The organism is Microbacterium sp. AB (assembly GCF_032878875.1).
Lineage (GTDB): Bacteria > Actinomycetota > Actinomycetes > Actinomycetales > Microbacteriaceae > Microbacterium > Microbacterium betulae.
In genome coordinates this window covers 195,194-218,167 of record NZ_CP118157.1, presented here as the reverse complement: position 1 = coordinate 218,167, position 22,974 = coordinate 195,194, and the positions used below count along the sequence as shown (strand labels likewise).

The following is a 22,974-nucleotide window of genomic DNA, read 5'->3' as shown; positions in this document are numbered from 1 at the left end:
GGTGCGGGTGCCGGGACGTTCAGAACAGACCGTTGGCCGGCGGGCTCTCCCCCGCCAGCAGCCAGGCGCCGATCGCGGCGGCCTTCCAGCCCCGCGGGTTGTGGTTCGCGATGGTGCGGGCGTTGCGCCAGTGCCGGTCCAAGCCGAGATCCCTCCGGGTGAGCGTCCCCCCGCCGACGTCGAACAGCAGCTCCGCCGCCGCCAGGGCCTGCTCCCCCGCCCCGACGTAGGCTTCGGCGACGGACACGACCGCCCCCACCGCGGTGTCCTCGTCTCCCGTCGCCCAGTGACGGTCGAGCGCCTCCGCCGCGGCGACGACCTGCGCGCGCGCCGTGAACGCCGCGGTGGCGATCCGCCCCGCGACGAGACGGACGTAGGGGTCGTCGGCCGCGCGCGTCGCCGTCGAGTGCTTGATGGGCCGGGCGACGTCGCCGACCACGTCGACGGCGTCCTGCCGAGCCGCCGCCGCGATGCCCGCGAGGGTGGCCGCGAGGACGAGGTGCGCAAGGGATCCGTGCGGATGGCGCTTGCGGGCGTCCGGCTCGCCGAGCTCGCCCGGTGCGACGCGCACGCCCTGCAGCAGGGTGCTTCCGCTCGCGGTCAGGCGCTGCCCGATGGCGTCGAAGTCGTCGAGCCGGACGACGCCGTCCCGGTCGGTGGGCACCGTGAACCCGACGATCCGGTCCTGCTCGTCGAGAGCGGTGCCCGAGAACCACTGCGCGTGCAGCCCGCCGGTGCTGTAGAACTTCCGCCCGTCGATGCGCCATCCGTGCTCGTCGCGCACCAGCCGCGTCCGCACCCCGCCCGGCCTGCCCGCGCTCTCGTTGACGGTGCCCGCGAAGAGGTCTCCCGCCAGCACCCGCTCCAGGACGGCCCGGCGCTCCTCGCCCGCGAGCGCGCCGGTGACGAGCGACTCGGCGACGAGGAAGCCCGGTCGGAGCGCCTGCGCGACGTTCGGGTCCGCGGCGGCGATGTCGATGATCAGCTCCGCGAGCTGACGGACGCTCGCGCCCGCCCCGCCGTCCGCGGCCGGGATCCGGAACCGGAGCACCCCGGCGGCGGCCAGTTCGCGGATCTCGGCGTACGGATGCTCGCGTTCGGCGTCTCGCCGCGCCGACTCCGCACGAAGCCGGTCGAGGACGGGGGCGATCGCGGCGCGGATCCGCTCCGTCGACGGCGGAGCCCCCACGGGCGGGCTCACAGCCCGTCCGCCGGCGTGAACTCGGCGTCGCCGCCGGCGCCGCGCAGCGACGGCGGATTCTCGCCGCGCAGCACGCGGAACGCCCGGTCGAGGTCGGCGAGGAGGTCTTCGACGTCCTCGATGCCCACCGACAGGCGGATGAGGCCCGGATGGATCCCGGCCTGCTCGCGCTCCGCTGCGGAGAGCCTGGAGTGCGTGGTCGTCGGGGGATGCAGGATCAGCGAGCGGACGTCGCCGATGTGGGTCATCCGCGTGAACACCTCGACCGCGTCGTAGAGCGTCTTCGCCGCCTCCTGCCCGCCGGCGAGGGTGAACGCGAACACGGACCCCGCCCCGCGCGGGTAGTACCTCTGCGCGAGGGCGTGGAACGGGTTGGACGGCAGGCCGGGGTAGTCGACGCCGGACACCTCCGGCTGCCGCTCGAGCCAGGTCGCCACCGCGAGCGCGTTGCGCGCGTGCCGGTCCAGGCGCAGCGAGAGCGTCTCGATGCCCTGCTGCAGCAGGAAGGCGTTGAAGGGCGACAGGCTCGTGCCGAACCGGCCGGCGACGACCGCGCGGGCGAACGCGAAGTTGGCCTTGAGGCCGAACTTGTCCACCCAGGTCGCGGTCTCCACGCCGTCGTCGAAGATCGGCTGGTGCAGGTGCGGATAGCTGTCGGGATGCGCGGCCCAGTCGAACCGGCCCGCATCGATGACGACCCCGCCGATCGAGTTGCCGTGCCCCGCGAGGAACTTGCTCGTGGAGTGGAACACGATGTCCGCGCCGTGGTCGATCGGCCGCAGCAGGTACGGGGTCGGGACGGTCGAGTCGATCGCGAAGGGCACGCCGTGCTCGTGCGCCGACGTCGCGATCGCCTCGATGTCGATGAGGTCGTTCTTCGGGTTGGGGATCGCCTCCCCGAAGAACAGGCGCGTGTTGTCGCGCACCCGGCGATGCCAGTCGGCGGGGTCGTTCGGGTCGTCGACGAACTCGACCTCGATGCCGAACCGGGCGAAGTTGCCGCGGAACAGCGCCCGCGTGCCCTCGTAGATGCTGGGGGCGCTGAGGAAGTGGTCGCCCGCCTTCAGCACGCTGAGCAGGGCGACGGTGGCGGCCGCCTGGCCGCTGCCGACGAGCGTCGCGCCCGCGCCGTGCTCGAGGTCGGCGAGCAGCTTCTCGACCGCCGCGTTGGTGGGGTTGTTGATGCGGGAGTACACGTACCCGGGGTCGGTGCCGGCGAAGCGGGCCCTGGCGTGCTCGAAGTCGTCGAAGACGAACCCCGCGCTGAGGTAGATCGGCGTGATGCGGGCGCCGTGCCCGGCCTCGCCGAGGTAGCCGGCGTGCACCTGCTCGGTGCTGAAGCCGAACTCGTGGGCGTCGCGGGGAGTCTCGGTCATTCGGGATCCGTCTCGCTTCTCGTGGTGTCGTCCGGTCATGCCGCCGCGGCGGACGCCGTCCGAAGCCGCTGCAGCAGCGCGCCGTCGCCGGCCGGGCCTGCGCCGCGGCCGGTCTCGTGCACCAGGGCGTCGAGGGCCGCTTCGAGGTGGGCGGGGGTCTCGGCCGGCGAGGCGTCGATGCGCAGCAGCACCCCGCCGGACGGCGGTGCGGCCCCGGGCGCGAAGCCGGCGTCGACGGCCGCGGGGCGCCAGACGAGCGGCCGGTAGGAGGACGCTCCCGCGAGGGGCGTCCCCGTGCGGGAGACGACCGCGTCGACGGGGGCATCGCCGTCCAGCGACTCCGCGTCGACGAGGACGACGGGGCGCCGACCCGGCGCGATCGGCACGTTCAGGGCGCCCTCGACGCCGTACGTCTCGCCCCGATGACGGGCGGGAGCGATCTGGTCGACGTCGGCGAACAGACCGGCGTCGCGATCGCCCAGGAGCGCGGACTCGGGGAAGCTGTCCCACAGACGACGGAGCACGCGGACGTACTCCCCGAGCACGGCCGAGGCTGCGGCCGCACCCGGCCGCGAGGCGGCGGTGACCGGATCCACGCCCGTGTCGCGGAGGTAGAGGCCGGCGCGCCCGCCGGTGATGCGTGCGAGGGTCTGCAGCCGCCGGGCGAGGTTGAAGGGCGCGTGTCCGCCGGTGCGCGCTTCGACGATGAGCGGGATGTCGATGCCGTCGGCGCTGAGCAGCCCGGCCAGGACCGTCGGGTCCAGCGCGGGCTCCTCGCCGTGCGGGATGAGGACCGCCTCCGCACCGAGCTCGGCGGCGGCCGCGACGGCGTCACGCGTCCAGGCGGCGGCCCGGAGCGGGTCGGCGGATGCGCCGGGCAGCGGGAGCTGCACGATGACGGGAGTGCTCGTGGTCATGGTGGGGCGTCTCTCTTCACCAGGTCGCGGACAGCACCGGCGGGGAGCCGCGGAGCGGCTCCCGCACCGGCAGGCCCAGATGGTCGCGCAGGGTGTCGCCGGCGTACTCGGTGCGGAACAGCCCCCGCCGCTGCAGCTCGGGGACGACCTGCTCGGCGAAGTGGTCGAACCCGCTGGGCAGCGCGTCGGGCATCACGTTGAACCCGTCTGCGGCGCCGGCTCGGAACCACCGCTCGATGTCGTCGGCGATCTGCTCGGGAGTGCCGACGACGATGCGGTGCCCTGCGCCGCCTCCGAGCGTGCGCAGCAGTTGCCGGTACGTCGGCCGGTCGCGTTCGATGATGCCGAGCACGAGGCGGTAGAAGGTCTGCGAGCCGGCCGCCTGCTCCGGCACGGGGAACGCGCCCCGCGGCACGGCCTCGTCGAGGTCGACCGCGCTCAGGTCGATGCCCAGCTGCCCGCCGAGGCGGCGGAGCGCGTACGGCTCCGGCACGAGATCCGCGAGCAGCCGGCGCCGTTCCCGCGCCTCGGCCTCGGTGCTCCCCACCACGGTGGACAGGCCGGGGAGGATCACGACGTGCTCGGGCCGGCGGCCGAACGCGGCGGCCTGCTCGTCGATCGCTCTGCGGAGAGCGAGCGCCTCGTCGATCGTCTGCGCGGCCGTGAAGACGGCCTCGGCGTGCTCCCCCGCCAGCCGGGTCCCGTCCTTCGACGCCCCCGCCTGCACGAGCACCGGGCGGCCCTGCGGCGAGGCGGGCACCCGCGGCACGCCGTCCTGCCCCGCCCATACCGAGATGACCCGGGCGGTGACGTCGCTGGCGCGGGCGTATCGTGCGGCGTGCGCGGGCTCGACCGGGCGGCCGAAGTTCGCCGCCGCGGCGGCGCCCGCCGTCGTGACGACGTTCCAGCCGAGTCGGCCGCCGGAGAGCGCGTCGATGCCCGCCAGCCGGGCCGCGAGCTCGTCGGCGTCGTTGTAGCTCGATGAGAACGTCCCGATGAGCCCGATGCGGTCGGTCTCGGCGGCGATGCGCGCCAGCAGCACGCTCGGCTCGAAGCCGTTGCCGGGGCGGTAGGCGAGGTCGGGCTCGAGACCGGGCCCGTCGGCGAGGAAGATCGCATCCAGCCTCGCGAGCTCCGCCTTCTTCGCGATGTCGACGTAGTGATCCCACGCGTAGGCCGAGAGCGGGTCGTTCTCGGGCACGCGCCAGGATCCGCCGAACACCCCGGCGTTGAGGATGTTGACGTTGAGATGCAGCTCGCGCGCCGGCTCGCTCACGAGGCGGAGTCGTCCTTCCAGGTGTCGACGAAGTGGTTCCGCGCCTGCGCGTCGAAGATGATGCCGTGGACGGAGGGCGCGTGCGCGATGACCTGTGACGGGTAGTAGACCGGGTTCACGAGGGCGTACTCCTCGAGAAGGAGGTCCTGGGCGTCCTCGGCGTACGCGGTGCGCTCGTCGGGATCGAGGGTGAGCTCCAGGCTGCCGAGGCGATCGACGATCTCGTCTCGCCCCTCGAAGTCGTCCGCGATATAGGAGCCGTTGCCGATGATCGGGCTGTACTGCAGGTTGAGGACGGCGGGGTCGTTGCGCGAGCGGTTCGCGGCGGTGATGTTCCAGTCGCTGACGGCGGAGGCCGACGCCGCCGCATAGTCCGCCAGCGGCAAGACGTTCAGCTGCAGGTCGATGCCGATCTCGGCGAGGTCCTGCTGGACGGACTCGTAGGCGGGCCTGTTCGCCACGAGGTTGCTGATGCCGATGAGCGACACCTCGAGGCGCTCGCCGTCCTTGATGCGGACGCCGTCGTCTCCGGCCCGCCATCCGGCCTCTTCCAGGATGCTCTTCGCCTCCTCCGGGTCGTACCGCAGCACCGTGTCGCTGTGGTCCGCATAGCCCGGGACCGAGTCTGCGAGCACGGAGGTGGCGACGGAGTAGTTGTCGGTGAGCACCGTCTGCTCGAGCGCGTCGCGGTCCCATCCGAGCTGGATGGCCCTGCGCACCGCGATGTCGTTCGTCGGGAACAGCTGCGTGTTGAAGTTGAAGAAGATGGCCGTCCCCGAGACCTGGCGCGAGACGATCTCGAATCCGGCGGCCTCGAGGGGCTCCTCGTCCGTCGTCCCCACGTCGAGCGTCGCGTCGATCTCGCCCGACTGCAGGGCCCCCGTCCTCACGCTCGACTCCGGGATCGTGTTGAACACGATCCGGTCGAGGTACGCCTCGCCGTCGTGATCGATCGCGGGCGGAGCCCAGTCGTACCCGTCCCGCTTGACGAGGACCGTGCGCACCTGCTCGGTCCACTCCTCGTACACGAACGGCCCCGTGCCGATGATCTTCGTGGGGTCGGTGCGCTCCTCCGCGCTCAGGGCGAGCGTCGACGGCGACAGGAAGCCCGGGCCGGCGTTCGCCGTGAACGAAGACGCCTGCAGGAAGCTCGCGCTCGGCTGGGAGAACCGGACCGTGACGGTGAACTCGTCGTCCACCGCCGTCTCGAGGTAGCCCGGGAACAGCACCGCGCCGTTCGGGTTGATCCCGAGCGATGCGTCGCCGTTCACGTACTGGTCGAAGTTCGCCTTGACGGCTTCGGCGTCGAACGGCGTCCCGTCGGAGAAGGTCACGTCGTCGCGGAGATGGAAGGTGAACTCCGTCAGCGCCTCGTCCACCTCCCACGACTCGGCGAGCCAGGGCGTGATCTCGCCCGTGTCGGGGTCCTGCCACGTCAGCTTGTCGGTGATGTTGTCGGCGACGATCGACTCGGCGTAGTTGGTGCCCCAGTGAGGGTCGGGGCTGCGCTGGTAGTCGATCAGCGCGAACTCGAGGGTGCCCCCGGAGACGGGAGCGCCGTCTCCGGCGTCCTGCGCCTGTGCGCCGGCGCCCGCGCCTGCGCGCACCGCCGCGGTGATCGCGACCGCGACGACGACGACCGCGGCGCCCGCGGCGATGAGCCACGGCCATCTCCTGCGGGCGGGCTTGCCGCTCTCGATCGGGGTGCGAAGGTCCGACATCGACGCGTCTCCTGAGGAATCGGGGGGGGTGGGAGGGGACGCGGCCAGCGTAGGGAGGCCGCGCACGAGGCACGGAGAATATGACCCCACGAGTCGACGTGTAACGCGATGCTTCGTCGTCCGCGCCTCCGCGCGACGGACGGGTCGCGGGTCATGGACGGGGAGGAGAGGCCGCCGCGCGGCCGGCACGTCGTTCAGCCGGCAGTTCCTCGGCCCGGTCGGCGTCGGGCTCCCGGATGCTCCGCGGGGTTCACGTTCTCGCGGGGGACGGCAGCGTCACGGTGAAGGTCGTGCCGGCTCCCTCCCGGCTGTCGACGTCGATGGTGCCGCCGTGGGCTTCGGCTGAAGAGCTCGGCTTCGCGTTGTCTCGCCTCCCTCTCCCGCAGCCGGACGACCTGGACGCGCACCCTGCGCGAGAGCTCGTTGAGCGTGAGGGCCGCGAGGACGAGCACGCCGGGGGCGAAGAGGGCGTGCCACACATCGGCCGGGTTCTCGCCCTGCCAGGGCTCGACGCCGAGAAGATATGGCAGCAGGAGCGCGAGCGAGGTGACCGCGACGCCCTGCGCCGAAAGCCTTCCCGAGATCCCCGCGGCATCGCGAACGATCTCCAGCGGTTCCGCGCTCGTGCCCGTGCCGAAGCGCGACCAGTACCGAGCCGTGGCCAGCACGAAGTCCGGCTTCAGGTACCCGCGGACGTCCGACTGGGACCGATAGCAGTCCAGCAGCCGCAGCTTCCCCTCGATGTGGTCGTCGACCGTCACGAACCGGTTCGGGCGGAAGTCGACCGTGCTCGACGGGCTCTGATAACAGCCCACGACGGGGATGTCCCGGGTGGCGACCATGGTCGCCTCGTGGACGGCCCGATGATCCTGATGCCGGTCATGGGAGCTGTGCGTGTACACGCTGGAGGGGCGCACCTCCCGCACGACCCGTTCGATGATGTCCACCGGCTCGTCGCTACGAGCGATCCGGGTGTCCCACAGGTCCTCGAGGAAAAGCCGTGCGCCCAGCAGCTCCGCAGCCGCGACCGACTCGTGCTGACGACGGTCGACGTCGCCGCCCCGCGCCCCCCGCGAGAGCGTCAGCACCACGACCGTGTCCCCGACCGCGCGGTGGGCGACGAGGGTCGCGCCCACCCCGATCTCCACGTCGTCCGGATGGGCGCCGATCGCGAGCACGACCTGCTCACGCTGCTGCTCGCGCACGCGACGCGACTCCGCTGCCAGCCGGGAGACGATCGAGACCAGCTCCGCCGAGTCGACGGGCTTGGTCAGGAACTCGTCCGCATGTTCGCGAAGCGCCGACACCGCATACTCCACAGACACGTGCGCGGTCATCACGACGATCTTCAGGCCGGGGCTCTCACGCCTCAGCTGCGCCATCAGCTCCAGCCCGTTCACTCCGGGCATCTCGATATCCGTGACGACCACGTCGGGGACGAACCGTCCGACGATTCCCCGCGCCTCGAGCGGGTCCGTCAAGACCTCCACCACGCACCCCGCGCGCTTCATCAGGATCCGCTGCGTGAACAGCGCGACATCGGGATCGTCGTCGATCACCACGACCCGCGGCGGTTCGGACCCGGATTCCGTCATATACGCCCCCTCGCACCCTCATAGTAAGCACTGACCGGAGACAGCGGACGATTGCGCCGTCCGCGCGGCCCTCGTCGGCTACTCCGCCGACACCATCGTGTCAATCGGGCGACGGGAGCGCCTGCGCCTTGCTACACAGGGCTTATCCCGCGGGCACCGGCCGGAGGCCACCCGACGCCTCCGGCTCGCGGGAGACAGGGCCTTCGTCGCCCGGAAGGAGAGATGACCATGGGTATCGGATCTGGAATCGCCCTCTTCGTCATCGGCGCGATCCTCGCGTTCGCCGTGAACGTCGATCTGGGCGGCGCCGTCGACCTCCCCCTGATCGGCTACATCCTGATGGGCGCCGGGGCGGTGGTCTTCCTCATCAGCCTCGTCTTCGTCTTCCGCCGCCGGAGCGCCGTGTCGACGTCGCGCACAGCGGTCGATCCCGCGAGCGGCGAGCAGATCACCACGCGACGCACGACGGACAGCGGCGAGCCCCCGGTCTGAGGATGGGATCGGATCGATCCGACAGACCGGGGAAGAGTCGAGCGCTAGGCACCAGCGGGACTCGATGCCGCGAAGCGTAACGCGGCGTTCTTCGGCAGTGTCGTCATCACCCGCCTGATCCAGCGGTTGCGTGTTCCCGAGATGACGCTGACCGGCGGATTCCTCCGCCGCAGCGCGCGGAGTGCGGTCGCGACGACCTGAGCGGGAGTCTGGAACCGCACTCCGCTCTGCGTGGTCCCGGAGGTGCTGTAGAACTCCGTCGCCGTCGGCCCCGGCGACAGGGCCATGACAGCCCGCCGCCTCGGACGATCGGATACCGGCGTCAAGAACACGGGCCGTCACGGAGCGTCTGGATGGATGTGGGTGAGGAAGAGCTCTTCACGGCGGGAGAGAGGGCGGTCGCGTCTACGGATCAGGGTGATCGGCCGATCCTGCGGGGTCGGCTCGAGGAGAATCGGCGCGACGCGGCCGGCGGTGACGGCATCGCGCGTCGGCTTCGGCAGCCTCCTTCCGGTCGGTGAGGGTGCGCAGCGCCTCCTCCACCGTTGCCGCAGTGTCCGCGCCGACGGTGCAGTGCCAGCGCTGGTAGACATCATCGAAGGCGGTGGCGCCGATGGCGACGGCCTCATGCCCATGGTCGGTCACGACCAGGTGCTTTCGTCGCGCATCTTCCTCATCGGATGTGCGCGTGACGTATCGGAGTCCTTCGAGGGATGTGATCGTCTTCGCCGCCGCCTGGCGGGTCACCCCGAGTGCTCGGGCGAGGTCGGCGGCACTGCTCGCGCCTTCGTCGATCGCCTGAATGGCGAACTCGTTGGCGACAGTGAGGTCGGGGTGTCCCGCACGCGCAAGCTCCGCGCGAACCTGCTCGACCATCGAATCGAACGCGCCGAGTACGAGCCGTGCGAATCCGGCGCCGCTCATACTCTCCACGCACGGAGTCTACGGCGGCCGTCGCTTCTTGACAACCCAGTTGTCAACTCCTAAAGTAGGCAACCTCGTTGTCAATAGGTCGAGGAGCAGCCATGATCACCCGGGTCACCCCCACGGGCGCGTCCATCCCCGAGGTCCAGCACCACGTCGCCGCCGTCGGCGACGCGAACCTGCACTATGTCTCCGCCGGCACGGAGGGATCGCCGATCCTGCTCGTGCATGGCTTCCCCGAGTCGTGGTGGGCGTTCCACAAGCTCATCCCGCTCCTCGCTCACACGTACCGCGTCTTCGCCGTGGACCTCCGCGGCTTCGGTGACTCCACTGTCGCCGAAGCCGGCTTCACCAGTGCTCAGGCGGCCGAGGACCTGCACGAGCTGATCACCGCGCTCGACGTCGGCCCCGTGCACCTCGCCGGACAGGACATCGCCGGCGGCACGCTCTACCGCCTCGCCACCGAGCACCCGGACGATGTGCGGAGCATCATCGCCACCGAGATGGGCCTCGCCGGCTTCGGTCTCGAGAACCTCGGCGACATCACCCACGGCGGCTCCTGGCACATCGGCGCTCTCGCCGCGCCGGGAATCGCCCGCCTGCTCTTCACCGGCCGCGAACACGAGCTCCTCGGCACCTGGGCCTTCCCGTCGATGACCGCCGTCCCAGGATCCATCAGCGATGCAGATGTCGCGGAATTCGCCCGCGCGTTCGCGCGCGAAGGAGGCTGGAACGGCCCCGTCGGGCTGTACCGATCGATGCTCGCAGAAGGCGAGGACTTCCGCTCCCGCGCGACCACCAAGCTGACCATCCCCGCACTGGCCGTGGGAGGCTTCGGTGGCCCGTTCACGGCGGGAACGCTCTCCCAGATCGTCACGGGACCGATCGCCAGCGTCGAGTTCGACGGCGTCGGCCACTACGTCGCACTCGAGGCACCCGAGCGCCTCGCCGCGGCCATCCTCGACTTCCTCGCAGACATCACGCCCGGCGCGCTCACGTAGGCGCTCGTGACCACCGGCGTCCGAGATCGCATGTGGTCGCGATCGCCGCCGACCCCGACCCGGGTCTGGCCGCGTTCCGCGCCCTCGACGGCACGGAGCCCGACATCGCGTGGATCATCGCGCAGAACACACGCAAGAACCGCCTTGCACGCCTCATCTGACGGTCCGTCCCGTCGCCGGGCTCTCTGCCAGCCGGGCCGCCTGAGGCCGGGTGATCGCGAACACCGGCACCCGCGGCGCCGACGCGGCGATATCCTCCACAGGCGCATCCGGGTCCGCTCGGATGTGCGGGCGGGCGCCGGGCACCTTCTGCAGATAGGCCTTGATGATGGGTGCGCGGCTCTCGACGCGGACCTCGACCAGGCGCACGGGACGCCGACGGCCGCGTTTGATCGCGGCCCGGCCGTCAGCAGCCCGTACGTTGCGCACCCATGCGCACTCACCGAGCATCGACACCAGGTACCAGCGCCCCTCGTGTCGCGCCATCCCCAGCGGCACCCGGCGCAGCGTCCCGGTGCGGCGCCCCACGACCTCCAGGGCGATCCAGCGCCGCCCGATGAAACCGGTCCCGAACACGGCCGCCCACACCCGCGCGTACGCCTTGGCCCGTCGATCGGCACGCCCGTTCGGATACATGCTGCGCAGCCGCGCGGCGGCGCGGCCGTCGCGCCGGTAGAGCCGGACCATCGCATCCCCCTCTCGCTGTCGACGTGGACGGACGGCGACGCATCACCGCCGCCGTCGGCCGCGCACAGGGGTCACACGCTGCGCTGCGTCTCGACGACGAGCAGCCAGGTCAGCAGGGCGCCGAGCGCGATCACGACCACCGCGACGCACCCGTACACCCACCACGCCCACCCGAATGCGAGCAGGTAGAGCAGACTCACCGCCGCCGTGACCCACACGGCCGCCATCGGCAGCCACCGCGGCCGACCGCGCACCGCCCACAGCCCGGCGGTCAGGGCGACCAGACCGCCGATCGCATACGTGAAGAAGCGATCCGGCCCGCTCCAGGCTCCTCCCGCGCCGACGAGCACGCCGACCGAGATCGCAGCCCAACCCACGATGTTCAAGACCCACTGATGTCGGCGGACCCGTGCGCGCCGATCGTCGAGGCCGTCGATCGCCGCGGCGAACCCGGCGCCGTCGGTCGTCACGAACAGGTCCCGAACCTCGACCTTCAACGCGTCCGCGATGCGGGAAAGCGTCTCGAGGCTCGTCTCATTGCCGGCCTCGAGCCGTTGGATCGTCCGCACGGGAACACCGCTCTGCTCACAGAGCCGCTCTTGCGTCCAGCCCGCGCTCCTACGCAGCGCGCTGACCCTCGTCTCGTTCCTGCCGCTCTTGCCGTTCATGTCTGCAACGCTACGAGCGCTCACGTCCGGTGGCCACGACACGGACCCGCAACCAGGCCGCCACCCACCCGCCACCGACCCGTCGGCTCGCTCGCGTTACCCGAGATGTCGGCCGCCGTCGTGTCTCCGCGCTTCCCGGGCGAACATGATGTCCACCGTCGTCGACCGTCCGGGAAGGGGACACCGTGTCCGGGTTCGAGCGCTTCCTCCTCACCCTCGGCGCTGGCTCGTACACCGAGCCGCACCTCCAGGCAGCGTGCAGCGAGGCCCTCGCGACGGAGGGGGCACGTCCACGCGGCGAGAGGGCCGTCGGCCGTTGATTCGAGCGAGGTGACGCCCTGGTCCATCTACTCGATGTGGCTCGGAGAGACGTAGTTCCCTCACGCGTCCGGCAATCTCGCGGGCCAGTACGCGCCGCCGCTCGACGACCTTCACATATCGAGTGGTGCGCCCGACTCGACGGACCCAGACCTCGAAGCCCACCGTCTCCTCCAGGTGCGCATCGCGGTGATGACGCGGTACCTGCTCACCGACGAGGGCCTGCCAGAAGAGTTCGCGGGGCGTATCGGAGCCGCATTCTTCGCGGTCTCGGTCCTCGCCCCTGCCCGCGGGGGACGACCTCTTGCTTTGCAACCTGCGCGCTGTGCGCTCTCGTCTGCTCTCGACCGGCGTGAACAAGGAGGAGATCGAGCCGCGCCGACTACGATGGGGCAGGCGTGGCAGGCTCAGCGGCACCTCGTCGCGGTTGCGCAGGCGGCCTCCTCACGGAGCACGGGATGAACTCTTATCGGCAGGATGACTGGGCGGCGAGCCCGTCGCATCCGTCGGCCGTCAACGCCCCGTATCTGATGGGGACCGGCGTCGTCACGGCCGAGGACACGGGCACTCGCCCGCTCTCGCCCCCGCACAGCCACCCCGACCCGATGCTCGCTTGGTGCTACCGCGGCACCGTCTGGGTGCACCTGCAGGATGCGATGTGGCGTCTGGCCCCGGGCCAGGGGATGTGGATCCCTGCGCACACTCCGCACACCGCTCACCATGAGGCCGACTCGACCGGTTGCTACACCTACATCCCGGATTCGTCGCTGATCGTGCCGATCGATGACGTCACCCGGGTGCTCGTGCCCCGCGCGGTGCAGGAGATGCTCCTCCACCTCGGCATCAACGACATGCCGACCGATCTGCGCGTGCGCATCCAGTCGGTGCTCATCGAGATGCTGCAGCAGCCCGTTCCGGAGGCCGCGAGCGAGTGGGGCGAGGTGCCGATGCCCGCTGATGAGCGCGTGCGGCCGCTCGTGCAGGCTGTGCTCGCCTACCCCGGCGATCCCCGCAGCGCCAGGGACCTGCTCCTCGCACACGGACTCCACGAGCGGACGGTCCTCCGCATCTTCCAGAACGACGTCGGGATGAGCTTCGGGCGCTGGCGCACCGGCGTGCGGATGACCCTCGGCGCTCGGCTGATCATCGACGGCACACCGGTCGGGGCGGCGGCGCACCGCTGCGGATACGCCACGACGAGCGCGTTCTCCGCGAGCTTCAAGGAGCGGTTCGGCATCACGCCGCGGCAGCACGTGGCACGCGTGCAGGCCGATGCGGCCCACCAGCTGTACTGGCGTTGACCTCCGCGGGGCTGGGCCGACGGACATTGTCGGTTCAGCGATACAAGTCGTCGATAGAGCAACACTGAGCGTCGAATCGGCGTTCTAACATCATTCTGTTAGGGCATGCTTACCTAACTTCTTGCCGCGTTGACGCGGCATTCCCCTCCCCCTTCCCGAAGGAGAACCATGACGCACGCTCCCGCGCGCCCGATGAACCGCCGAGGTGCCGCGCTCGTCGCCGCAGCCATCGCCGCCGCCCTCGCCCTCGCCGGGTGCTCGGCGTCCGGTGAAGGCACCGAGCCCGCGCCCGCCTCCACGGACGGCGTGGTCATCGAGCACGGCCATGGCGAGACCGTGATCCCCGAGAAGCCCCAGCGCATCGTGGCCCTCGGCTGGATGACGCCGGACATCGTGGCCGCACTCGGCACCAACCCGGTCGGCATCGAAGAGGTCTGGGGCGCGGACGAGAGCGGCTACCAGCCCTGGTTCGAGGAGTTCGTCACCGAGGAGTACGGGGACACCCCCGAGATCATCCCCTTCGTCGAGGACGGCCCGAACTACGAGGCGATCAAGGAGCTCAAGCCCGACCTCATCCTCAGCCTCTACTCCGGGGTGTCCGACATCGAGTACGAGCGCCTGAGCGAGATCGCGCCGACCGTGCCCTACATCGAGGGGCCCTGGAACCCGGGCACGTGGGAGGGCATGACCCGCACCGTCGGCAAGGCCATGTCTGAGGATGCCAAGGCCGAGGAGCTGATCGCCGAGACCGAGGAACAGATCGCCACCCTCGCCGGCGAGCACCCCGAGTTCGACGACAAGACGTTCGTCTGGGGCCTGACCCTGAACGAGGGCGGAACCGACCTCGGCGTCTACCTGGAGTACGACCCCCGCGTGCGCATCACGGAGGCGCTCGGCTTCACCTCGACCTCAGCGATGGACAGCTTCCTCGCGAGCGCCGAGGGCGACAACTGGTACACCGGCGTCAGCCTCGAGAAGCTCTACGACGTACAGGCCGACCTCTTCGCGGCCTGGGGCGGCAGCGTGGACGAGGGCGAGTACACGGTCGAGAACAAAGTCGTCTCGCGCTGGGAGCCGGTCGCCAACGGCGCCTACGTCATCTACGCAGACGATGCCGAGGCGTCCGCGATCAGCGCGCCGACCGTGCTCTCGCTGAAGTACATCCTCCCGAAGTACGTCGACGACCTCGCAGCCGCGCTGCAAGGCGAGCCGACCATCGACGGGAAGTGACGTCGGAGATGTCCCGGCCGACCTCTCCCCCGGCTCCACTGGTGACGGAAGACGGCGCGGACGTCTCGAACACGGATGCGGGGAGTCGCGCACACGACTCCCCGCATCGCAACGGGGCGCTCGTGGCGGGACTCGTCGTCTCGGCGGTGGTGCTGGTGGTCGCCGCCGTTGCGTCGCTCACGGTCGGCAACCGCGCGATCGACCCCGTCACAGTGCTCCGGGCGCTCTTCGCATACGACGACGAGAACCCGCTGCACCTCATGGTGGGCGAACTGCGGGTGCCGCGAACCCTGCTCGGCATCGTCGTGGGCGCCGCGCTGGCCGTGTGCGGCGGGCTGATCCAGGCCTTCACCCGCAACCCGCTGGCCGACCCCGGCATCCTCGGCGTGAACGCCGGGGCATCCTTCGCCGTCACGTTCGCGGTCGGCGTGCTCGGGCTGACGATCCCGGGCGCCTACGTGCCCTTCGCCCTCCTCGGAGCCTTCGTCCTCACCATGCTCGTCTATCTCCTGGGCTCGTTCGGAGCCTCCGGCGCGACGCCCATGAAGCTCACCCTCGCCGGGGTCGCCCTGGGTGCCGCGTTCACCGGCTTCACCACCGCGATCGTGCTGCGCGATCACAGCACCCTCCAGGTCATGCGCTTCTGGGGAGTCGGCTCGATCGGCGGACGCACCCTCGACCAGCTCACGTGGGCGGTGCCCCTGATCGTCACAGGTCTCCTGATCGGCCTTCTCTGCGCACGTTCCCTGAACGCCCTGGCGTTGGGCGACGATCTGGCGCAGTCCCTCGGCGCGCGCGTGCGGACCACCCGCGTGCTGGTCATCATCGCGGTCACGCTGCTCGCCGGAACCAGCGTCGCAGCGGCTGGCCCCATCGCCTTCGTCGGGCTCATGATCCCGCACATCGTCCGCTGGTTCACCGGCCCCGATCAGCGCTGGGTGCTGACCTATTCGATGATCATCGGCCCCGCGTTCCTGCTGCTCGCCGACATCCTCGGCCGCATCGTCCTTCCCAGCGGGGAGCTGCGCGTCGGGATCGTCACCGCCCTCCTGGGAGCACCCATCCTGATCATCCTCGTGCGCCGTAAGCGGGTGAGCGGACTGTGAGCATCGACCAGAAACCCGTCGCCGTTCCGAGCGTCGAAGCCCCGCACCCCGAGCTCGCACCGGTCGACCACGGGCGCCGCCTCATCCGGATCGAGACCTCACGCATCGCCGCACTCCTCCCGGTGCGGTCCGTGATCGTGTGCGTCGTGCTCCTCGTCGTCATCTTCGGGGCGGGTCTCGCCTCGACGACGATCGGCGCATACGAGGTGGACTTCGCCTCGGTCATCCGGGCGATCGTCGACCCCTCGTCCGACCCCGACATCCGCCAGGTGGTCTTCGAGTGGCGTCTGCCCCGCGCGCTGTTCGCGGTGCTGTGCGGCGCGGCGCTCGCCCTCGCCGGCGGCATCTTCCAGTCGCTCACCCGCAACCCGCTCGGCTCCCCCGACATCATCGGCTTCGGGACCGGCGCCCAGTTCGGCGTGACGCTCGTGATGGTCGTCCTCGAGCTGAACACGTACATGCTCAAGGCGGCGGGCGCGCTCGTCGGAGGCCTGTTCACCGCTCTGCTCGTCTACGTGCTGGCCAGCAAGAACACGATGTCGTCGTTCCGTCTGATCATCGTCGGCATCGGCGTCTCCGCCGGACTCGGGTCACTCACCTCCTGGATCCTGATCTCGGTCAGCGTCGAGAAGGCGATGATGGCAGCGACGTGGGGCGCGGGCTCACTCGCCTCGCTCGGCTTCGACCAGCTCATCCCCGCCGCGATCGTGTTCGTGATCGTGACCCTCCTCTCCCTCCCGCTGGCCCGGACACTGCCCGTGCTGGAGATGGGCGACGACGCGGCGACCTCGCTGGGGATCAGCCCCGGGCGCACCCGCCTCGCGGCGATGGTGTTGGGCGTGGCCCTGATCGCCCTCGTCACCGCCGCCGCCGGTCCCATCTCGTTCATCGCGCTCGCGGCTCCGCAGATCTCGCAGCGCCTCACCCGCTCGAACACCCCGATGGGCACGGTGTCCGTGATGCTCACCGGCGCTGCCCTCGTCGTGGTGTCGGATGCCGTCGCCCAGCTCGTCGCGGTGCCGGTGGGCGTCGTGACGGTCTCGGTCGGCGGCATCTATCTCGCCTGGCTGCTGGCCGCCCAATACGCGCGCCGCACCTGAAAGGAACACCCATGACCGCCTCGCTGCTGGCCCGCGACATCACGGTGGGCTACGGAGAGACCCCCATCATCTCCGACCTGTCGCTCGAGGTGCCCGACGACTCGTTCACGATCATCATCGGCCCGAACGCGTGCGGCAAGTCGACCCTGCTGCGCGGGTTCGCCCGTCTGCTGCGCCCGACCACCGGTGCCGTGCTCCTCGACGGCGACGAGCTGCGCTCGCTCAAGCCGAAGGAGGCCGCGCGCAAGTTGGGGCTGCTCCCCCAGTCGTCCATCGCCCCCGACGGCATCACAGTGGCCGATCTCGTCGGCCGCGGACGATTCCCGCACCAGAGCACGATGCGCACCTGGAGCAGCGCCGATGAGCGCGCGGTGTCCGAGGCCATGGCAGCCACCGGCGTCACCGATCTGTCGCGCCGCCTGGTCGACGAGCTCTCCGGCGGACAGCGGCAGCGCGCGTGGGTGGCGATGGCCCTCGCCCAGCAGACGAAGCACCTGCTGCTCGACGAACCGACCACGTTCCTCGACATCGCGCACCAGATCGACCTGATGGAGCTGTTCGCCGACCTGCACCGCAGCGGCACGACGCTCGTGGCGGTGCTGCACGACCTGAACCACGCCGCCCGCTACGCCACCCACCTGGTGGCCATGCGCGACGGGACCATCGTGGCGCAGGGCGACCCGCGGGAGATCATCACCGCCGAGCTCGTCGACGCCGTGTACGACCTGCCCTGCAAGGTGATCACCGATCCCGTCTCGGGAACACCGCTCGTGCTCCCGCTCGGTCGGCGGACGCCGTGACGAACACTCCGCGGCGGCTCTTCGGGATCGCGCTGACGTCGGAGGGACGCGGTATGGCCCTCGTCGGAGCGACCGCGCTCCTCATCGTGCACGCGCTCGCCGAGGCGACGATCCCCGTCATCATCGGTGCGACGATCGACCGCGCTGTGCTCCCCGCCGACCCGGTCGCGCTCGCGACCTGGGGCGGCGTGCTGGTAGGCACGTTCCTCGTTCTGACCACGAGCTACCAGTCGGCCTCCCGACTGATGGTGTCGATCTACGGCCACGGCGAGCAGGCCCTGCGCCACCTCACCCTCTCCCGGATGCTTCGCCCCCGGCTCTCCCGCCGCACGATGACCCCGGGTGAGGCGCTGACATTCGTCACCTCCGACACGTACCGGGTAGCCGGGGTCGCCTGGTCGGTGGCGCAGCAGTGCTCCACGATCGCCGCGATCATCGGGGCAGGGCTGACGATGCTGGTGATCTCGCCCGTCGCGACGATCGTCGTGTTCGGCTCGACCATCGCGATGATGCTCGTGATGCAGGTCGTCTCGCGTCCGCTCGAACGTCGCGGCTTCGCCGAGCAGCAGGCGGCGACCGAGGCCGGGGCGGTCGCGGCCGACTTCATGAGCGGATTCCGGGTGCTCGTGGGGATCGGCGCGCGCGAGGAGGCCGTGCGGCGCTACGTCGCGGCGAGCGACACGTCCCGCCGGGCCGCGACCGTCGCCGGCCGGTCGCTCGCCTCCTACGAGGCGGTGGGCGGCACGCTGGCCGCGGTCGCCACAACCGCGCTCGCAGGCATGTCGGCGTGGTTCGCCGCGGAGGGCCGCATCAGCATCGGCGAACTGGTGACGGTGCTCGGGCTCGCCCAGTTCATCAGCGGGTACCTCGCCTACGCGGGATCGTTCCCCTCGAACTGGGTCCACAAGCTCGCCTCGGCCAAGAGGCTCACCGAGGTGATCGATGCCGAGGATCTCCTCGACCCGCCGGTCGCGCCGCACGCCAACCCCGCGGAACCGGCGGACGACGTCGTGCTGACGTTCCGTGCGGGCTCGGCTTCTCCGCTCGTGGAGGTGCGCGGGCGGGAGCTGCTCGGCATCCGCCCCGCCGACAGCGACACGGCTCGCGCCCTCTCCCGCCTTCTCGGCCTGCGCACGCGCCCCGATCGCGGCCGGGTCTCACTCGCGGTCGACGGGGAGCTCCGGGATCTGACGGACCTGGATCCGGTGGAGTACCGCCGCCGCGTCGTCGCCCCGCCGCATGGGCAGACGATCGTGAGCGGGACTCTGCGCGAAGCCGTCCGCGGCCACGGGGTGGATGAGCCTCCGCTCGCCGCCCTCGTCGACATGGCGGCCCTGCACGACACCGTGGCGCAGGTCGGCGGCTGGGAGTCGCAGGTCGGCGAAGCCGGACGACGCCTCTCCGGCGGGCAGCGGCAGCGCATCGGGATCGTACGCGCACTGCACACGGATGCCGATGTCCTGGTACTCGACGAGCCGACCTCGGCGGTCGACGCCATCACGGAGGCGCACATCGCCCGGGCGCTCTCGGATCATGACGAGACCGTCATCGTGATCACCACCTCGCCGGTGCTGCTCGGCGCCTGTGACCGGGTCATCGAGCTCCCCTCCGAAGGATCGGATGCTCGACATGACTGACCTGACCTCGACAGCGCCGCTGCTGCCGATCGCCTCGGGCGCGCGCGTGCGCGCCGTCGTCGGCGCGCTGCTGCGACAGCATCCGGGCCGAGCCATCGCCGTCGCGGTGCTCTTCCTCACGACATCCGCTCTCGGGATCGTCATGCCCGCGTGCCTGGGCCGCATCGTCGATGCCGTCGCGTCCGACGCGGGGTTCGCGACCATCGCCGGCTGGGTCGCCGGGGCGGGCCTGGGGGCGATCGGCGCCACCGTGGTGATGCTGTGGGCGGTGCGGGTGCTCACCGGGCTGGTGCAGGACATGCTCGCCCACCTGCGCGAAGACGTGTTCGCCTCGGCGATGCGGCTCCCGGTGAGCGAGGTCGACGACGGCGAGAGCGCCGACCTGCTCTCCCGGGTCACCGGCGACGTCGACGCGGTGGCGGAGGCCGGCGGGAACGTCGCGCCGACCCTGCTGTCGGCGGGCTTCGGGATCGGGGTCGCGGTGGTCGCGTTGACGGCTCTCGACCCCTGGCTCGCCCTCGCCGGGATCGCCTCGGCGCCCTTCTACGTGCTCGGCACCCGCGCATTCCTGCGGAAGTCGCGCGTGGTGTTCCGCGAGGTGCGCGTGCGCGAGGCCGCGCGCAGCCAGGCCGTGCTCGACGCGGTCGAGGGCATCGAGACGCTGACCGCGTTCAACGAGCAGGACCAGGCGCTCGAACGCGTGCGGAAGCGCGCCGAGGCCTCGATCCGGATGCAGATCGAGGGCGTGCGGGCGACGAACCGGCTGTTCCGGTGGATCAACGGCGGCGAGCTCGTCGGCCTGGCCGCGATCCTCGGGACCGGATTCCTGCTGCAGTCCGGCGGCGTGATCACTGTGGGCGCGGTGACCACCGCGGCGCTCCTCTTCCATCGCCTGTTCGGCCCGGTCGGGCAGCTGATCTTCGGTCTCGACGACATCCAGCGGGCCGCGATCGGGCTCGCGCGACTCGTGGGCGTCATCGACCTCGCCCCCGCGGCTGCCCCGGCACGCGCGCGGGACTCGGGTGCGGATGCTGCGCCGCGACGCACGGCGCGGATCGAGCCGGCGGGGATCGATGTGCGCGACGTGACGTTCCGCTACCCGACGACCGGTCGCGGGATCAGCGAGGTGACGCTCCAGGTCGAGCCGGGCACCACCGCCGCGCTGGTCGGCGCCTCCGGCTCGGGCAAGAGCACGCTCGCCCGGGTCATCGCCGGCCATCATCCGCCGATGTCGGGCAGCGTGCATCTCACTTCGGACGCGAGCGCGCCGTACTACCTCTCGCAGGAGCTCCACCACTTCCGCGGCACGATCGCCGACAACCTGCGGCTGGCCGCTCCTGATGCGAGCCTCGACGATGTGGTCGCGGCCCTGCACGCCGTCGGAGCCCGGTGGGCGGTCGACGCGATGCTCACCGAGGACGACGGCGAGCATCATCCGTCCGCCGACCCGGTCGTGCCGCTGGACGAGGGACGCATCCAGCAGCTCGCCGTCGCGCGGGCCTTCCTCGCCGACCCCGATGTGGTGATCCTCGACGAGGCGACCGCAGACGTCGGCCTGCATCATCGCGACGCCGTGGAGGAGGCGATCGCCGCACTGCGCAGGGGCCGGACCGCTCTGCTCATCGCGCACCGGCTGCAGCAGGCCGTCACCGCCGAGCAGATCGTCGTCTTCGCCGACGGCCGGGCCCTGCAGCAGGGCACGCACGAGGAACTGCTCGCGACCGACGGCGCCTACCGAGACTTCTGGCTCGCCCAGACACGGAGCACGCCCCCTCCCTCCCCCACCCCCGAAGAGACGGAGAGTTCGTGAGCATCCACCGCGGCATCGTCCGCAGCACGACCACGCTCACCCCGACGCTCGTGCGCATCACACTCGGCGGTGACGGCGTCGCGGGCTTCCTCAGCACCGGCATCGGCGACGAGTATGTGCGGGTGTTCTTCCCGCACGGCGACGACCCCACCGACGTCTCGCTGCCCGTACCCGCGGGCGACTGGTGGGAGACCCCCGAGGGCGCGCCGGAAGCCCCGATGCGCACGTACACGATCAGCAGCGTGCGCCCGGATGCCGGCGAGCTCGACATCGACTTCGTGATCCATGAGGCGGGCGTCGCCGGCCCGTGGGCTGCTCGTGCCGAGCCCGGCCACGTGCTCGGACTGAACGCGCCGACCGGTCTGTACTCGCCTCCGTCCGGGATCACCTGGCAGGTGCTCGTGGCGGACCTCACCGGGCTGCCCGCGGCGGCGCGGATCGCCGCAGACGCTCCGGAGGGTGTCCGCACCCGCGTCGTGCTCGAGGTGCCGAGCGAGGAGGACCGGATCCCCCTCGCCATCGGCGCTGATGTCGAGGTGACCTGGATGATCGGCGGCAACGGACACGGTCCGAGCGCGCTCGGCCAGCTCGTGCGCGGCATCGTCGACGACCGGCTCCCGCTCGACGAGGGGTACGTGTGGGTGGCCGGAGAGACCGTGGCGCTGCGTGACGTTCGCAAGTACCTGCGCAAGGAGCTCGACCTGCCCGCCACCCGGTTCAAGGTCATCGGCTACTGGACGCCGATCGCCGCGTGGGACGAGAAGTTCGCCGCGCTCCCGGAGTCGGTGCAGAAGGAGCTCGACGCCATCTGGACCGAGATCGAGGACGACGAGCCCGAGGACGTGCAGGTGCGGTTCGAGGAGAGACTCGATCAGCTCGGGCTGTGAGGGGCGAGGTCGCAGACCGGGTGATCTCTGACGTGGCGACGGTCGTCGGACGGCGAGGTGTCACCGCGCGGTTGTCGCACGATGGGCCCGCTCGCGATCGCGACTTTGACCTTGGATCCTCGACAGCCCAGCGCCCGTGCCGGGCCCGCAGAAGAGCTTCTTGGCGATCGCTGACGCTCTAAAGTCCTGCGAACCGCAAGGCGTCGGACGGACAGTACGGCTTCCGACACCGTCAGCCGCGGAGAACCCGAGACTCAGCGGCGATCGAACCCCGGCTGGCGACCGGCGCGCTGGAGAAACGGCGAGAGGAGGTTGAACCACGCGACCACGACAAGCGCGATCCGGAGCGGTCTCGGCACAGGCTTGGATTCCCCGGTTTGAGATTATCGGCAACGGCTCAAGCGACGGCACCCAAGCCACGCCGCTGAGAGCGCCGCATCGCTCGATAGCCTTTCGATCGTGGGATTTTCACCGCTCGGACTGGTCGTGAGCATCGCCGCGCTCGCCCCCAACCTCCTCCTGATCTGGTTCCCACCCCGCGACCAGACGCCCGCCGCGCACGCGCCACGCCCCCTGGAATGGCTGGAACGCGCGGGCCAAGCACTGTGCCTCGTCCTTCCCGCGATCACGCGACCGGGGAACATTGTGTGGTGGTGGACGCTTCCCGCTGCCATCGCGCTGGTCGCGTACTACGCGCTGTGGACCCGATACCTCATCGATGGACGTCTACACACGCTGCTCTACGAGCCTCTGTGGCGGGTTCCGGTTCCGATGGCGATCCTGCCGGTCGGGGTGTTCCTCGCCACCGCGGCATGGCTCAGCAATCCGTGGATCGCGGCCGCCGCCCTCGTCCTCGGCGCCGGACACGTCCCCGTCGCCATCATCACCAGTCGCACCATAGCCTCTACGCCGTGAGCACGGACAGAG

Annotated in this window: 21 protein-coding genes; 12 read left to right on the top strand and 9 right to left on the bottom strand. The window is 70.8% G+C overall.

Annotated elements, in window-relative coordinates; genetic code table 11:
* Nucleotides 1–19 precede the first annotated feature (19 nt).
* From N8K70_RS01020 to N8K70_RS00995, 6 genes are all read right to left on the bottom strand, one after another.
* Nucleotides 20–1,201, bottom strand: a complete 1,182-nt coding sequence (locus N8K70_RS01020) for an acyl-CoA dehydrogenase family protein (protein WP_317139753.1) — start codon at nucleotides 1,199–1,201, stop codon at nucleotides 20–22.
* Complete coding sequence (locus tag N8K70_RS01015; RefSeq protein ID WP_317139752.1) at nucleotides 1,198–2,577, bottom strand: O-acetylhomoserine aminocarboxypropyltransferase/cysteine synthase family protein; 1,380 nt, start codon at nucleotides 2,575–2,577, stop codon at nucleotides 1,198–1,200. The genes N8K70_RS01020 and N8K70_RS01015 overlap by 4 nt, the downstream gene beginning before the upstream one ends.
* Before the next feature lie 35 nt (nucleotides 2,578–2,612).
* Nucleotides 2,613–3,494 carry an LLM class flavin-dependent oxidoreductase gene (locus tag N8K70_RS01010; RefSeq protein ID WP_317139751.1) on the bottom strand — a complete coding sequence of 294 codons (882 nt, stop codon included), beginning with the start codon at nucleotides 3,492–3,494 and terminating at the stop codon, nucleotides 2,613–2,615.
* Between the two features lie 16 nt (nucleotides 3,495–3,510).
* Nucleotides 3,511–4,770, bottom strand: coding sequence for an LLM class flavin-dependent oxidoreductase (locus tag N8K70_RS01005; protein WP_317139750.1), 1,260 nt, complete (start codon nucleotides 4,768–4,770; stop codon nucleotides 3,511–3,513).
* The gene (locus N8K70_RS01000) at nucleotides 4,767–6,491 is read right to left on the bottom strand and encodes an ABC transporter substrate-binding protein (protein ID WP_317139749.1); all 1,725 of its coding nucleotides are present in this window, start codon (nucleotides 6,489–6,491) and stop codon (nucleotides 4,767–4,769) included. The genes N8K70_RS01005 and N8K70_RS01000 overlap by 4 nt, the downstream gene beginning before the upstream one ends.
* A gap of 194 nt (nucleotides 6,492–6,685) precedes the next feature.
* Nucleotides 6,686–8,086 (bottom strand): response regulator, encoded by a 1,401-nt coding sequence (locus N8K70_RS00995; RefSeq protein ID WP_317139748.1) that lies wholly within the window; start codon nucleotides 8,084–8,086, stop codon nucleotides 6,686–6,688.
* 228 nt (nucleotides 8,087–8,314) lie between these two features.
* On the opposite strand from N8K70_RS00995, the gene N8K70_RS00990 reads away from it, so the two are divergent.
* Nucleotides 8,315–8,578, top strand: a complete 264-nt coding sequence (locus tag N8K70_RS00990) for a DUF6458 family protein (RefSeq protein ID WP_317139747.1) — start codon at nucleotides 8,315–8,317, stop codon at nucleotides 8,576–8,578.
* A 405-nt stretch (nucleotides 8,579–8,983) separates the two neighbouring features.
* Here N8K70_RS00990 and N8K70_RS00985 read toward each other — a convergent pair whose 3' ends face one another.
* Nucleotides 8,984–9,502, bottom strand: a complete 519-nt coding sequence (locus tag N8K70_RS00985) for a MarR family winged helix-turn-helix transcriptional regulator (protein WP_317141241.1) — start codon at nucleotides 9,500–9,502, stop codon at nucleotides 8,984–8,986.
* Between the two features lie 101 nt (nucleotides 9,503–9,603).
* On the opposite strand from N8K70_RS00985, the gene N8K70_RS00980 reads away from it, so the two are divergent.
* Together N8K70_RS00980 and N8K70_RS00975 are read left to right on the top strand one after the other, a co-directional pair.
* A complete protein-coding gene (locus N8K70_RS00980) occupies nucleotides 9,604–10,503 on the top strand; it encodes an alpha/beta fold hydrolase (protein WP_317139746.1) in 900 nt (299 codons plus the stop codon).
* Between the two features lie 32 nt (nucleotides 10,504–10,535).
* The gene (locus tag N8K70_RS00975) at nucleotides 10,536–10,664 is read left to right on the top strand and encodes a hypothetical protein (RefSeq protein WP_317139745.1); all 129 of its coding nucleotides are present in this window, start codon (nucleotides 10,536–10,538) and stop codon (nucleotides 10,662–10,664) included.
* Here the strand turns inward: N8K70_RS00975 and N8K70_RS00970 are convergent.
* Together N8K70_RS00970 and N8K70_RS00965 are read right to left on the bottom strand one after the other, a co-directional pair.
* The gene (locus N8K70_RS00970; RefSeq protein ID WP_317139744.1) at nucleotides 10,657–11,190 is read right to left on the bottom strand and encodes a nitroreductase/quinone reductase family protein; all 534 of its coding nucleotides are present in this window, start codon (nucleotides 11,188–11,190) and stop codon (nucleotides 10,657–10,659) included. The two genes, N8K70_RS00975 and N8K70_RS00970, sit on opposite strands and share 8 nt — an antisense overlap.
* Nucleotides 11,191–11,261: 71 nt before the next feature.
* On the bottom strand, nucleotides 11,262–11,858 hold the full coding sequence (locus N8K70_RS00965; RefSeq protein WP_317139743.1) for a helix-turn-helix domain-containing protein: 597 nt from the start codon (nucleotides 11,856–11,858) through the stop codon (nucleotides 11,262–11,264).
* A gap of 776 nt (nucleotides 11,859–12,634) precedes the next feature.
* On the opposite strand from N8K70_RS00965, the gene N8K70_RS00960 reads away from it, so the two are divergent.
* The 9 genes from N8K70_RS00960 (at nucleotide 12,635) to N8K70_RS00920 (ending at nucleotide 22,962) form a co-directional block, all read left to right on the top strand.
* Nucleotides 12,635–13,477, top strand: coding sequence for a helix-turn-helix transcriptional regulator (locus N8K70_RS00960; protein ID WP_317139742.1), 843 nt, complete (start codon nucleotides 12,635–12,637; stop codon nucleotides 13,475–13,477).
* A 168-nt stretch (nucleotides 13,478–13,645) separates the two neighbouring features.
* Nucleotides 13,646–14,707, top strand: coding sequence for an ABC transporter substrate-binding protein (locus N8K70_RS00955; protein ID WP_317139741.1), 1,062 nt, complete (start codon nucleotides 13,646–13,648; stop codon nucleotides 14,705–14,707).
* Between the two features lie 41 nt (nucleotides 14,708–14,748).
* Nucleotides 14,749–15,813: a FecCD family ABC transporter permease gene (locus tag N8K70_RS00950; RefSeq protein ID WP_317139740.1), complete on the top strand. Its 1,065-nt coding sequence runs from the start codon at nucleotides 14,749–14,751 to the stop codon at nucleotides 15,811–15,813.
* Nucleotides 15,810–16,913 (top strand): FecCD family ABC transporter permease, encoded by a 1,104-nt coding sequence (locus tag N8K70_RS00945; protein WP_317139739.1) that lies wholly within the window; start codon nucleotides 15,810–15,812, stop codon nucleotides 16,911–16,913. The genes N8K70_RS00950 and N8K70_RS00945 overlap by 4 nt, the downstream gene beginning before the upstream one ends.
* Before the next feature lie 11 nt (nucleotides 16,914–16,924).
* On the top strand, nucleotides 16,925–17,713 hold the full coding sequence (locus tag N8K70_RS00940; protein ID WP_317139738.1) for an ABC transporter ATP-binding protein: 789 nt from the start codon (nucleotides 16,925–16,927) through the stop codon (nucleotides 17,711–17,713).
* Nucleotides 17,710–19,350, top strand: a complete 1,641-nt coding sequence (locus tag N8K70_RS00935; RefSeq protein WP_317139737.1) for an ABC transporter ATP-binding protein — start codon at nucleotides 17,710–17,712, stop codon at nucleotides 19,348–19,350. Before N8K70_RS00940 ends, N8K70_RS00935 begins: the two co-directional genes overlap by 4 nt.
* A complete protein-coding gene (locus N8K70_RS00930; RefSeq protein WP_317139736.1) occupies nucleotides 19,343–21,160 on the top strand; it encodes an ABC transporter ATP-binding protein in 1,818 nt (605 codons plus the stop codon). Before N8K70_RS00935 ends, N8K70_RS00930 begins: the two co-directional genes overlap by 8 nt.
* Nucleotides 21,157–22,047 (top strand): siderophore-interacting protein, encoded by an 891-nt coding sequence (locus N8K70_RS00925; RefSeq protein WP_317139735.1) that lies wholly within the window; start codon nucleotides 21,157–21,159, stop codon nucleotides 22,045–22,047. Before N8K70_RS00930 ends, N8K70_RS00925 begins: the two co-directional genes overlap by 4 nt.
* Before the next feature lie 459 nt (nucleotides 22,048–22,506).
* A complete protein-coding gene (locus tag N8K70_RS00920; RefSeq protein ID WP_317139734.1) occupies nucleotides 22,507–22,962 on the top strand; it encodes a hypothetical protein in 456 nt (151 codons plus the stop codon).
* Nucleotides 22,963–22,974 lie beyond the last annotated feature (12 nt).